This is a genomic window from Nonomuraea sp. NPDC026600, assembly GCF_040638335.1.
In the GTDB taxonomy this organism is placed as follows: Bacteria; Actinomycetota; Actinomycetes; order Streptosporangiales; family Streptosporangiaceae; genus Nonomuraea.
This window is the reverse complement of the sequence record NZ_JBEZYD010000009.1, coordinates 360820-373406: the sequence shown is the minus strand read 5'-3', so window position 1 is coordinate 373406 and position 12587 is coordinate 360820. Positions and strand designations below refer to the sequence as shown.

Genomic DNA, 12587 nt, shown 5'->3' with positions numbered 1-12587 from the left:
CCACCCACTGCGACCCCTGACCCGGAAACACCAACACCACACGCCCATCACCCCCCACCACACCCCGCACCACACCCAACCCCTCACGACCCTCAGCCAGGGCCCGCATCCCCTCGACGCCGTTCAGCACGACGGCCCGGTGCTCGAACACCGACCGGCGAGCCAGCCCGGCCGCCACTCGAGCCGGACCCTGCGCCTCCACAACGGGCACCAGCTTCGCTGCGAGCGCCCGCAGCGCCGAGTCATCGCGCGCCGACAGAACCAGCGGCACCAGATCGGGCTCTTCCGCCGTCACCACATCCGAGGCAGGTGCGTGCTCAAGGATCACGTGCGCGTTGGTGCCACTGACCCCGAACGACGACACCCCCGCCCGCCTCGGCCGATCGGCCGCCGACCAAGGCTGCCGCTCGGTCACCAACTCCACCGCGCCGGCCGACCAGTCCACATGCGACGACGGCTCATCCACATGCAACGTCGCCGGCAGCGTGCCGTGCCGCATCGCCTGCACCATCTTGATCACCCCGGCAACCCCCGCCGCCGCCTGCGAATGACCAATATTCGACTTCACCGACCCCAACCACAACGGCCGCTCCCGACCCTGCCCGTAGGCTGCGATCAGCGCCTGCGCCTCAATCGGATCACCCAACGACGTGCCAGTCCCATGCGCCTCCACCACATCGACGTCGCCGGGAGCAAGGCGCGCATCAGCCAGCGCGCGCCGGATGACCCGCTGCTGCGAGGGACCGTTCGGAGCGGTGAGCCCGTTGGAGGCGCCATCCTGGTTGACGGCGCTACCACGCACCACGGCCAACACCCGATGCCCCAGCCGACGAGCATCCGAAAGCCGCTCCACCACCAAAACCCCGACACCCTCAGACCAGCCCGTACCATCCGCCGCCTCCGCGAACGACTTACACCGGCCATCCACCGCCAACCCCCGCTGACGACTGAACTCCACGAACATCCCCGGATTCGCCATCACGGTGACGCCCCCTGCCAGCGCCAGCGTGCACTCACCCGCGCGCAGCGCCTGCGCCGCCAGATGCAACGCCACCAACGACGACGAACAGGCGGTGTCGATCGTCACGGCCGGCCCCTCCAGGCCGAGCGTGTACGCCACACGGCCCGACGCGACGCTCGGCGTCGTCCCCGTCAGCATGTGGCCTTCGAACCCCTCCGGCGCGGCATGCAGTGGAGCGGCGTAGTCCTGCGCGACGGCACCGACGTAAACGCCCGTACGGGTGCCACGCAACGCACGTGGATCGATCCCGGCCCGCTCGAACGCCTCCCACGACGTCTCCAGCAACAACCGCTGCTGCGGATCCATCGCCAACGCCTCACGCGGCGAAATCCCGAAAAACCCAGCATCAAACTCAGCAGCGTCGTACAAGAACCCGCCCGCACGCGCATAACTCGTCCCCGCCCGATCCGGATCCGGGCCGAACAACGCCCCCAGATCCCAACCCCGGTCGGTCGGAAAATCCCCGATGGCATCCCCACCCGAAGCCACGAGCTCCCACAGATCCTCAGGCGAGGCCACCCCACCCGGATACCGGCACGCCATCCCCACGATCGCGATCGGCTCGCGGTCGCGCTCCTCCGCCTCCCGCAGACGCTGCCGTGTCTCGTGCAGTTCGACGGTCACCCGCCGCAAGTACTCCACCAGCTGGTCGTTGTCCGTCATCCGCCCGCTCCCCGAATCTGTCCCGCCATGCGTCATCCGAGTTCCCCATCGATAAAGCTGAGAAGTTCGTCCACCGAAGCCGTCCGCAGCCGCCCGGCGACCCCGTCCGCCGAGGGCGCCTCCGCCCACGCCGCCACCTGGCCGGCCAGCGCCGCCATACGGGCAGCGATCTCCGCACGCTCCGCCGCGTCGGCAGGTGGATTCTTGAGCGTCTCGGTCAGCCGGTCGAGCATCGTGCTCAGAGGGTCGGGCGGCCGCAGTTCCGCGCGCAGGCGCTCGGCCAGGAGCGCGGGGGTGGGGTGGTTGAACACGACGGTGACCGGCAGCCGCAGCCCGGTGGCGGCGGCGAGCCGGCTGCTCAGCTCAACCATCAGCGGCGAGTCGAACCCGAGTTCCGCGAACGTCGGCGTCATGTCCGCCGCGCCCGGGTCGTGGTGCCCGAGCAACGTCGCCACCTGCCTCCGCACCAGCTCGACGGGATCCGGTGGCGCCTCGTCCACAGCCCGTGTGACCTCGTCCCGCTCCTTCGCGGGCAGATCCGCGACGCGCTCGCTCGTGTCCAGCCAGTGCCGTTGCCGCTGAAACGCGTAGGTGGGCAGGTCGACCACCCGGGCGCCGGTCCCCGCGAAGTACCGATCCCAGGCGACCGTGGACCCGGCGGCATACACCTCGGACAGCGAGGTGAGGAATCGGTCCAGCCCACCCTCACTCCGGCGCAGCGTTCCCAGTACCGCCGCCTCCGGCACGGTGTCCCGCACCCCTCCGGTGAGGACCGGGTTCGGGCTCACCTCGACGAGAACCCCACAGTCGATCGTCCGTACGGCTGGGGCGAAGCGGACCTCACACCGCAAGTTCCGGTACCAGTACTCGGTGGTCAACTCCTCACCGGCCAACGGGCCCCCCGTGACCGTCGAGTGGAACGGCACCCGGGTGGCGACAGGACGGACCGGTGCCAGTGCCTCCAGCATCTCCGCGCGGATGGCCTCGACTTGGTGCGAGTGCGAGGCGTAGTCGATCGCCACCCGGCGCGCGCGCACCCCCTCCGCGTCGTATCGCTCCCCCAGAGCCACGAGCGCGTCGAGGTCGCCTGACACCACGGTCGAGCCGGGCCCGTTCACGGCGGCGATCGTCAGGCCATCGGGCAGATGGTTCACGACCTCCTCGACCGGGAGCACGATCGAGAGCATCCCGCCACGATGGGCGAGTCTCATCAGCAGCCGGCTGCGCAGGGCGACGATGCGCGCGGCGTCAGGCAGAGTGAGCGCGCCCGCGATGTAGGCGGCGGCGACCTCTCCCTGGCTGTGCCCGACGACCGCCGATGGCCTTACCCCATAGGACTCCCACAGGGCGGCGAGTGACACCATCACCGCGAACAGCACGGGCTGCACAAGATCGGAGCGCTTCAGCGTGGCCGGGTCGTCGAGGGCGTCCAGCAACGGTCGGTCGAGGTAGGGCGCGAAGGCGTCGGCGCACTCGCTCATTTGCTCGCGGAAGACCGGCGAGGTCTCCAGGAGGGGCACGGCCATACCCGTCCACTGCGATCCCTGCCCCGGGAACATGAACGCGACCCTGTCTCGGGGTCCGGTGCCGCCTTCCACGAGGCCCGGGGCGGGCTGTCCGGCGGCAAGGGCGGCGAGTCCGCGCTCGAACCCGGCGCGGTCGGTGGAGAGAAGTACGGCCCTGCGGTCGAAGGCGGTCCGTGTCGTGGCGAGGGAGAAGCCGATGTCGAGGTCGCGAGCCGGGTGCTCGCGCAGCTGGTCGAGAAGTCGTCGTGCCTGGTCGCGGAGCGCTTCTCGGCTCCGCCCTGACAGTGCCCACGGAATCGGCCGGGACGCCGCGGCCGCGTCGGGCTGGGGATCTGGCGGTCGGGGGTCGGGAGCGGGCGGTTCCGCGAGGACGAGATGACAGTTCGTACCTCCCATCCCGAACGAGCTCACCCCCGCCATCAGCGGACGGTCCGGCTCCGGCCACGGCCCCGTCTCGGTCTGGACGCGTAACCCAAGTTCTTCCAGCGGGATACGGGGGTTGGGACGCTCGAAGTGGAGACTGGGAACAAGCTGCCTGTTCCTGATGCACAGGACCGTCTTGATCAGGCCCGCTATCCCGGCGGCTCCTTCGAGATGCCCGATGCCGGTCTTGACCGACCCGACCCGTAACGCGGCGGGATCACCTCGGCCGAAGACCGCCCCCAACGCCATGGCTTCTACGGGGTCGCCCACGAAGGTTCCGGTGCCGTGCAACTCGACATGCTGCACATCGGCGGCCCGGGCCCCGGCCGAGGCGTGCGCCCGCCGGATGACGTCCTCCTGCCCCTCCTGGTCGGGGGTGGTGAGCGTCTCACCCCCGCCGTCGTTGTTGACCGCGCTGCCGAGGATCACACAGTGGATCCGGTCACCGTCGGCGAGCGCCGCCTCAAGTGGCTTGAGCACGACCACTCCGCCGCCCTCGCCACGCGCGTATCCGTCGGCCTCGGCGTCGAAGGTGGCGGACCGGCCACTGGGCGACAGCCCGCCGAACGCCGCCGACGTGGCACCGCTGCCCGGATCGAGCACCAGGTTCGCCCCGCCCACCAGAGCCACGTCACATTCACCACGCAGCAGGCTCTCGGCCGCGAGATGGACGGCGACCAGCGACGACGACTGTCCCGTGTCCACTACCAGGCTGGGGCCCCGTAACCGGAGAACGTGGGAGATCCGGTTCGCGAGCACCGCGCGGTGCAGACCACTCATCGCGTACGGCGACCTGGCTCCTGCGGCGTACCGCTGGGCGAGCGCGGCGTAGTCGTCCCACATCGCCCCGATGAAGACGCCGGTACGGCTGCCCTGGCACCGTTCGGGCACCACCCGGGCGTCCTCCAGCGCTTCCCAGCTCAGTTCGAGGAGCAGCCGCTGGCGCGGGTCCATGGTTGCGGCCTGTCGGGCCGAGATGCCGAAGAAGTCCGCGTCGAACCGGTCGACGTGGTCCAGCCAGCCCCCCCGCCGCGTGTACGCCGGCGCGTTGGCGAAGCCCGGCTCCGCGTCCCACCGTTCGCCCGGCATGTCCGCCACAGCGTCCACACCATCGTGTAGCAGCTTCCAGAACGCTGCCACATCTCTTGCTCTTGGAAGGCGGCAGGCCATACCAACAACCGCCACCTGGCCCTGTCCCCCGTAACCAGTCACCAGAGAGTGGTCCCCCTCAAGGCCATGAATTCGAGCGACATATCCCGCCCCGGCGGGACAACATCGCGCCCATACTAAGCAAAACCGTTACCCGCGCCGCAAGTGATTTCGGCGATCACTAAAGCCCTGCGATGTGAGATCCGCAACTGCCCACACTTCTTACGCGCACGCGAAAAAGGAGGTAATATCCGCGAACTTCCATCCACCGCCCGGAGCTACCTCTACCTATCCACTGACCTGCGAAGATGCCCGGCCACTCGCAGACTCGCCCGCCCTATGGGCCACGCCGCGCCTCACCGTTCGAGCCACCGTGACTACAGAGTGCTATAAGCGGTCACAGGACTTGTCATCGGTCGTCTTAATTAACGGTAATTAGCACGCCCGAAATCCGCCATATCGGCAGAGATTCCCGCTGCAGGAGGAAACGGATCCCGCTGGCCTTGTCCCGGCCGGGATTTTGGCAGAAGTCCGGCCATTTTTCCAGGTCATGCCGTAGGCGGTCGCCGGCGACCTCGGCGGGGTGGCGTCGTTCGCGTTTCATGCTGTCTCCGTGGCCGGCCAGCCGCAGGGGGCTGGCCGGCCACGGAGCCGGGCGTCGCCATCCGGCCTGGACGATCGCCAGTGCCTCCGCCCTTCCACGGTCGCCTCGCTGGTCCTGACCGCCCTCACCACCCCACCGGACGCCCACCCCACAGACCCATCAGCCCAGAACGTGCGGCCCGTCCACGACCTCGACCGACAGACCGGGTGGGAGGCCCGTTACCTCGGCTCTGCCTGAGCGGTCGATCGACACCGTGACGTCGGCGCCCGCCACTCTCAAGCCACGCACCGTGACCGCGCCGAGCGGGGCTCCCGCGAGTGGACGCAGCAGCACCTTGCCGCCCGGTACGTCCGGGTACAGGCCCACAGCCGCGTGCAGCAGTGTCACGGCGGCGGCGGCCGACCACGCCTGGGGACGGCAGGCCGCCGGGTAGGCCACCGGGCGGCCGACCGTGTCCCGGTCGTCGCCGGCGTGGAGTTCGGGCAGGCGGTAGTCGAAGCCCTCCGCCGCCGCCAGCAGGCCCTGCGCCAGGTCCGCCGCCAGCCGGTGGTTACCGGTCCTGGCCAGGCCCGCGATGACGATCGCGGTGTCGTGCGACCAGACGGACCCGCAGTGGTAGGACAGCGGGCTGAACGCGCCGTCGTCAGCCGCCATCGTCCGGAGCCCGAAGGCGCCGGACATCGCCGGGGTGCCGAGCAGCTCCGCCACCCTCGCCTCCTCCCCCGCCGACAGCAGTCCCGTGCCGAGCAGGTGACCGATGTTGCTGGTCAGCGAGTCGACCGGCCGCTTGTCGCGGTCGAGGGCCAGCGCGGGATAGCCGCCCTCACGACTGGCGACCGACGCGGCAAGGCCGTGCACGCCGACGACCGACGCGGGATGACCGCTCTCGCCACCTGCGGCCGACGCGGACTGGCCGCTCCCCTTATCTGTGGCCGACGCGGGGTGGGTGACCCAGAAGTGGGCGCGGAAGCGGTCGGCCATCGTGCCCGCGTAGTCCAGCCACCGCTCAGCGCCCGTGCGGCCGAACGCCGTCAGCAGCGCGGCCCCCTGGTGGGCGGCGGCGCAGGCGTACCCCTGGACCTCGGCCAGCGCGATGGGCGGTTCCGCCTGGCGGCCGTCGTGGAAGCGGACGGCGTCGCCCGAGTCTTTCCACCCCTGGTTGGCCAGGCCGTGGCCGGTCAGGTCGATGTACTCCAGGAAGCCGTCCCCATCCGGGTCGGCGTGGTCGCCGAGCCAGCCGAGCGCCGCCTCCAGGGCCGGGAGCAGGGGCTCGACCTGGGCGGCGGGCATGCCCCAGCGCCAGGCGTCGTACAGCAGGCCGATCCAGAGCGGGGTGGCGTCGATGGTGCCGTAGTAGGCGGCGGGCAGCCGCAGCCCGCCGCCGCCGTGCTCGTGGCGGCGCAGCTCGTGCAAGATCTTGCCGGGCGCCTCGCCGGTGGCCGGGTCGACGCGGGTGCCCTGCCGTCTGGCCAGTACGCGGAGGGTGCTCGCCGCCAGGTCGGTGCCCAAAGGCAGCAGCATCCTGGCGGCCCAGAGACTGTCGCGCCCGAACAGCGTCAGGAACCACGGCACCCCCGCGCCCAGGAACGTCTCCCCCGGCTCCCCGGTCTCGGCCAGTCTGAGGGAGCGCAGGTCTTCGAGCGAGCGCGCCGCCAGCCGTACGAGCCGGGTGTCGTCGGCCGTCACCTCGGGGACGCTCCACTCCAGCGGCTTGGACGGCGCGGTGACCACCGCGTCCGGGTCGTCGATCACGGCGGCCCACCGCAGCGTGACGCGCTCGCCGGGCGCGAGCGAGATCTCCCACCGCAGCCGCCCGCCGACCGCGCGGGAAGAGCCACCATCGCCGCCCGTAGGAGAGCCGCCGTCGCCCAGTGGGCCGTGCCCCTCGGGGTGCGGCTCCACCGTCGCGTTCTCGCCGGTCACCCGCACCCGGATGCGGCCGGATCGCCACTCCAGTGCCTCGCCGTCAGCGGACGGGACGAGCGAGGCAGTGGCCGGTGAGGCGGTGCCGCCGGACTTCACCAGCTCGATCGGGGCGAAGTCGCAGCTCAGGTCCACTGTGACGGTGGCCGTCACGGGGCGGGTCGCGGTGGAGGCGATCTCGATGAGCTCCGCCATCCGTCCGGGGGCGACCTCGCGGGTACGGTCGACGCGGACCGTGGGGTCCGCGATCGGGTCGCCCAGCCGGCGGACCAGCGACACGAATCTGGTACGGCCCGCGGCCTGCGCGGCGTGCCCCACGGCCTCCGGTTCCCAGCCGTCCACGGTCAGCTTGACCTGGGACAATGCCCGCGCGTCCGCATGGAACAGACCCTGAACGCCGGCCGTCCTGATCTGCCCGTCGGTGCCGCTCAGCGCGGTCGTCGGTGCCAGGACGGTGCTGACGAGATCGTGCAGCAACGGTTGCAGGCGGTGCGTGGCTTGGTCGAGCACGAGCGGCCCCCAAATCTTGACAGGTGAATCGTCCAAGGGAGATAGTGCGTAACACTCCGTTTACTTGAACGATCCAATCCTGCCATACCTCCGTTTGAACGTTCAAACCATTAGAAAGCGACATAATGCCAGAAAAGGTGACGATCGCCGACGTCGCGCGGCGCGCCAGCGTCTCCCGGCAGACCGTCTCGAACGTGCTGAACTCCCCCGACCTCGTCCGCGAGGAGACCCGTGAGCGCGTACGGCAGGCGGTCGAGGAGCTCGGCTACCGGGTGAACCAGGCGGCACGGCGCATGCGGACCGGCCGGTCGCGGCTGCTGGCCGTGCGGATCGAGCCGACACAGGATGGCATGAACGTGTTCGACCGGTTCCTGCACGGGCTGACCGGCTCGGCGGCCAAGGCGGGATATCGGGTGATCCTTTACACGGCCGACGACGACCGGTCGGAGATCGCCACGTTCGACGACCTGCTGGGGGCCTACGAACCGGATGCGTTCGTGCTGACCAGCACGCATCACGGCGATGTGCGTACCTCGTGGCTGGCTGAGCGGGAGCTGGCGTTCGTCACGTTCGGGCGGCCGTGGGGCATGCCGGAGGGCGGCGCCCATCCGTGGGTGGACGTGGACGGCGCGGCGGGGACAGCCGCCGCCACCCGGCACCTGCTCGGCGCGGGTCACCGGCGGATCGGGTTCATCGGCTGGCCCGAGGGCTCCGGTGTCGGTGACGACCGTAGGAGCGGATGGGCTCGGGCGCTCATAGACGCGGGCCTGACAGCGCGTACATCGAGCGTGAAAGACGCGAAGATCGGCGAAGCGGGCGCGCTGGAACAGCGGACGGACGGGTCGGCAGCCGAGGGTGAGGCGGCGGCGAGAGAGCTGATCGCCGCCGGCGCCACCGCCCTGGTGTGCGTGAGCGACTCCGTCGCCCTAGGTGCGTTGCAGGCCGGGCCGGTGCCCGTGATCGGGTTCGACGACACGCCCGTGGCCGCCGCGATCGGCCTGACCAGCCTCAGCCAGCCGCTGTCGGACGCCGCCACGCGCTGCGTCCGCGTATTGACCCGGCTCCTCGACAACGACAGCCCGGACAAGCCGGATCACGTCCTGCTCGAACCCTCCCTGGTCATCCGGCGCACAGCGTGAAAGGAAACGCGATCAACTACCACCGGTTGAAGCCGGTGGTTTGCTCTCGCGGTCCCGTCTGGCTGAAGGGAGGCCGGTAGCGTGTGGCTGGTTGATGGCAGCCCAGCCCGCAGCGCCGCGTGTGGCGATGTTGCGGGCCGCGATGTGGTCGGCGTGCCCAGCGAGGCCACACCCGGTGCAGACGAACCGGCCCCGCGCCGGCCGATTCGCCCTGGTCACGCACCCGCACTCCGGACAGGCCTGCGAGGTGTAGGCGGGGTCGACCAGGATGAAGGCGACCCCCGTCCGGGCGGCCTTGTAGCGGGTGAACATGATCTGCTGGGCGAACGCCCAGCTGTGCAGGGTGCGTCGCTGGAGCCGGTGAGCCCTGACCCGACCGCGGATGCCCCGGAGATCCTCCAGGGCGACACCACGACCGGTGCGTTCGGCTTCACGCACCACAAACTTACTGATCTGGTGGTTGAGGTCGGTCATCATCCGATGCTCACGCCCGGACACCCGCCGCGCCGCCGACGTGCCCTTCTTCTGCAACCGGCGGCGCTGGCGATGCCGCCGTTCCCGCAGGGTGCGGACGTGGCCGTTGCCGCCGATCGGGCCGGCCAACGCGGGGCCGGGCAGCACCGCGCCGTCGCTGGTGACCGCCAGGTTGGCCACTCCTTGATCCACCCCGACGAAGCCGCCGACCGGCTCGCGTATCGCCGGCTTGGGGAGGGTGAGGGTGACCTGCAGCAGCCACACCCCGCGCCGGCAGATCAGATCGGCTTCCCCCACCGGCAGCGTATCGACGGCTTTGAGGTCTTCGGGTCGGCCGGTGTAGGGGGCGGTGACGCGGCCGGTGGGGGTCCACAGCGACACGGTGCGGGCGTCACGATTCCAGCTCAGCAGCCGGGCGTCGTAGGGGACGGCGCCGTGCGGCCGGAAGATGTGCGCGCGTTTCTTGGTGGCGCGCCGGTTGGCGTAGGCGCCGGCGACCCGGGCGATCGCCCGCACGGCCGCCTGCGCGCCGAGCCCGGCCACCTGCGCCCGCACCTCGTAATAAGCCAGCCGGTGCAGTTCCACCACGGTGAAGGTGCGGTGTTGCCAGGCCAGCCGGGACACGACGGTGGCCGCTTGGTTGCACACCTGCACCGCCGCGGCCAGCGCGTCGGCCTGGGCCGGAGCGGGCGTGAGCCGCAACTGCACGATCGTGGGCAGGCCGTGGCGTTTGGTGGTGGAGCGGCGGATCGCCATCACACACCTTCTGTCACAGCGCCATCACCCACCGCACACATTACCGATAGTAGCCGAGTCTTTCCATACTGTTTTCGAAAGGAGGGGTGGCGCTTCCTCCCGGCCCTGAAGGACCAGGTCTCCGCGCCACAATTCAGATGAAACATCTCCCCCTGGCGGCGCTGGCCGTACTGGCGATGGCCGCGACCGCCTGCGGCAGTGGTTTCGAGGACAAGCCGGCGGCCGCGCCGCAGAGCAGCGGCCCCGTCTCGCTGCGGATCCTCATCGCCTCCTCCGGCGACCCGGAGACGGCCGCGGTCAAGCAGGCTGCGGACGCGTGGGCGAAAGCGAGCGGCAACCAGGCCACGGTCACCCCGGCGCAGGACATCCACCAGCAGCTCGGCCAGGCGTTCGCGGGCGGCACCCCGCCCGACGTCTTCTACGTGGACGCCTCGCGGTTCGCCGACTACGCCAGCGTCGGCGCGCTGGAGCCGTACGGCGACAAGATCTCGAACCCGGACGACTTCTATCCGAGCCTGCGCACCACCTTCACCCGGGACGGCAAGTTCTACTGCGCGCCGAAGGACTTCTCCACGCTGGCGCTGATCGTCAACGACGGACTGTGGAAGAAGGCGGGTCTGGCGGCGTCCGACGTGCCGACCACCTGGGAACAGCTCACCGCCGTGGCCGGCAAGCTCAAGGCCAAGGGCATCACCCCGCTGGCGCTCGGCGACACCCGCGACCGGATCGGCGCGTTCATGGTGCAGGCGGGCGGCTGGATCACCAGCGCCGACGGCAAGCAGGCCACCGGCGACAGCCCCGAGAACCTCAAGGCCCTGGAGTACGTCAAGACGCTGCTCAAGGACAAGCTGGCCGAATACCCCAAGCAGCTCGGCGCGTCGTGGCCCGGCGAGGCGTTCGGCAAGGCCAAGGCCGCGATGACGATCGAGGGCAACTGGATCAAGGGCGCGCTGAAGGCCGACTACCCGGACATCCAGTACACGGCCCACCCGCTGCCCGCCGGGGCCAAGCAGGGCACGCTGTCGTTCACGAACTGCTGGGGCATCGCGGCCAAGAGCACCAACAAGACGGCGGCGATCGCCTTCGTCGAGGCGATGACCAAGGCCGACCAGCAGCTCACGTTCGCCAAGGCGTTCGGCGTGATGCCGTCGCGGCAGTCGGCCAAGGACGCCTACGTCAAGGAGTTCCCCATGGACACGGCGTTCGTGGACGGCGCCGCCTACGCCCAGGGCCCGGTGAACGCCGCCAAGATGGACAGCGTCCTGGCCGACTTCGACGCCGGCCTCCAGCAGCTCACCACGCAGGACCCGAAGGCGCTGCTGGCCAGGCTGCAGAAGAACACGCAGTCCACACTGGGCGACTGATGCCCCGCAGATCGCCGCCCCGCGGATCGCTGCGGCGCGGCCGGGTCAGGGACGACGTGACGGGGTGGCTGTTCGTCGCGCCGGTCGTGGTGATCCTCGGGTTGTTCCTGCTGCTGCCGATCCTGATGGCGATGTGGGTCAGCCTTACCTCGTGGAACGGCCAGGGCAGCCCGTTCAGCAGCGGCGTGCCGTTCGTCGGGCTGGACAACTACAGCCGGCTCTTCACCCGGGACGACCTGGCCCGCGAGAACTTCATGATCAGCATCAGGAACAACGCCTACTACGTGGCGATCGTCGTACCGCTGCAGACGGCGCTGGCGCTGGGCCTGGCCCTGATCGTGAACAGCCGCCTGCTCAAGGGCAAGTCGTTCTTCAGGAGCGCGTTCTACTTCCCGTCGGTCACCAGCTCGGTGGCGATCAGCGTGGTGTTCCTGTTCATCTTCAGCAACTCGGGCGCGCTCTCGCAGCTGCTCGGCTTCTTCGGCATCCAGGGACCGCAGTGGTTCTCCGATGCCAGAGGGGTGATCCACCTGCTGCTCGGCATGGACACGCCACCGGCGGCGCTGGCCGGGGCGGGGCCGTTCGGCCTGTCGTGGTGGGAGTGGCTGTCGGGGCCGAGCGTGGCGATGTGCGCGATCATCGCGCTGGTCGTGTGGACGACGTCGGGGACGTTCATGCTGATGTTCCTGGCGGCGTTGCAGGACATCCCGGTGACGCTGGAGGAGGCGGCCGTGCTCGACGGGGCCGGGCGGTGGCAGCGCTTCCGGTATGTGACGCTGCCGATGCTCAAGCCGACGATGTTCCTGGTGCTGACGCTCGGGCTGATCGGGACCTGGCAGGTGTTCGACCAGATCTACGTCATGAGCCAGGGCGCTCCGGCCAAGACCACGCTGACCCCGGCGTTCCTGTCGTATCGGACGGCGTTCCGGGACTTCGACTATGGCGCGGGGACGGCGATCTCGTTCGTGCTGTTCCTCATCATCGTGCTGCTCACGCTGTTCCAGCGCCGGGTGATGCGGGAGAGGAAGGTCTGAG

At 70.0% G+C, this 12587-nt stretch carries 8 protein-coding genes; 3 read left to right on the top strand and 5 right to left on the bottom strand.

The genetic code is table 11. From position 1 onward, the window contains the following. From AB0F17_RS23460 to AB0F17_RS23445, 4 genes are all read right to left on the bottom strand, one after another. On the bottom strand, positions 1-1684 hold a 1684-nt coding region (locus tag AB0F17_RS23460; protein WP_358026196.1), incomplete at its 3' end, for a beta-ketoacyl synthase N-terminal-like domain-containing protein. 32 nt (positions 1685-1716) lie between these two features. Next, on the bottom strand, positions 1717-4818 hold the full coding sequence (locus AB0F17_RS23455) for an acyltransferase domain-containing protein (protein WP_358026194.1): 3102 nt from the start codon (positions 4816-4818) through the stop codon (positions 1717-1719). A gap of 385 nt (positions 4819-5203) precedes the next feature. Beyond that, a complete protein-coding gene (locus tag AB0F17_RS23450) occupies positions 5204-5386 on the bottom strand; it encodes a hypothetical protein (protein ID WP_358026192.1) in 183 nt (60 codons plus the stop codon). A 159-nt stretch (positions 5387-5545) separates the two neighbouring features. Continuing rightward, complete coding sequence (locus AB0F17_RS23445) at positions 5546-7855, bottom strand: glycogen debranching N-terminal domain-containing protein (protein WP_358026190.1); 2310 nt, start codon at positions 7853-7855, stop codon at positions 5546-5548. Between the two features lie 89 nt (positions 7856-7944). Here AB0F17_RS23445 and AB0F17_RS23440 point away from each other — a divergent pair, with 89 nt between their 5' ends. Beyond that, positions 7945-8958 carry a LacI family DNA-binding transcriptional regulator gene (locus tag AB0F17_RS23440; RefSeq protein ID WP_358026188.1) on the top strand — a complete coding sequence of 338 codons (1014 nt, stop codon included), beginning with the start codon at positions 7945-7947 and terminating at the stop codon, positions 8956-8958. A 12-nt stretch (positions 8959-8970) separates the two neighbouring features. On the opposite strand, the gene AB0F17_RS23435 is transcribed toward AB0F17_RS23440, so the two are convergent. Next, positions 8971-10188 (bottom strand): transposase, encoded by a 1218-nt coding sequence (locus AB0F17_RS23435; RefSeq protein ID WP_358026186.1) that lies wholly within the window; start codon positions 10186-10188, stop codon positions 8971-8973. Between the two features lie 137 nt (positions 10189-10325). Here AB0F17_RS23435 and AB0F17_RS23430 point away from each other — a divergent pair, with 137 nt between their 5' ends. Further along, on the top strand, positions 10326-11552 hold the full coding sequence (locus AB0F17_RS23430; RefSeq protein WP_358026184.1) for an extracellular solute-binding protein: 1227 nt from the start codon (positions 10326-10328) through the stop codon (positions 11550-11552). After that, positions 11552-12586, top strand: a complete 1035-nt coding sequence (locus AB0F17_RS23425; RefSeq protein ID WP_358026183.1) for a sugar ABC transporter permease — start codon at positions 11552-11554, stop codon at positions 12584-12586. The genes AB0F17_RS23430 and AB0F17_RS23425 overlap by 1 nt, the downstream gene beginning before the upstream one ends. Position 12587: the final 1 nt, after the last annotated feature.

Excerpts from the sequence above, each read along its gene's own strand:
- AB0F17_RS23430 (WP_358026184.1), top strand. The coding sequence starts at position 10,326 with ATGAAACATCTCCCCCTGGCGGCGCTGGCCGTACTGGCGATGGCCGCG.
- AB0F17_RS23440 (WP_358026188.1), top strand. The coding sequence starts at position 7,945 with ATGCCAGAAAAGGTGACGATCGCCGACGTCGCGCGGCGCGCCAGCGTC.
- AB0F17_RS23435 (WP_358026186.1), bottom strand. The coding sequence starts at position 10,188 with ATGGCGATCCGCCGCTCCACCACCAAACGCCACGGCCTGCCCACGATC.
- AB0F17_RS23450 (WP_358026192.1), bottom strand. The coding sequence starts at position 5,386 with ATGAAACGCGAACGACGCCACCCCGCCGAGGTCGCCGGCGACCGCCTA.
- AB0F17_RS23425 (WP_358026183.1), top strand. The coding sequence starts at position 11,552 with ATGCCCCGCAGATCGCCGCCCCGCGGATCGCTGCGGCGCGGCCGGGTC.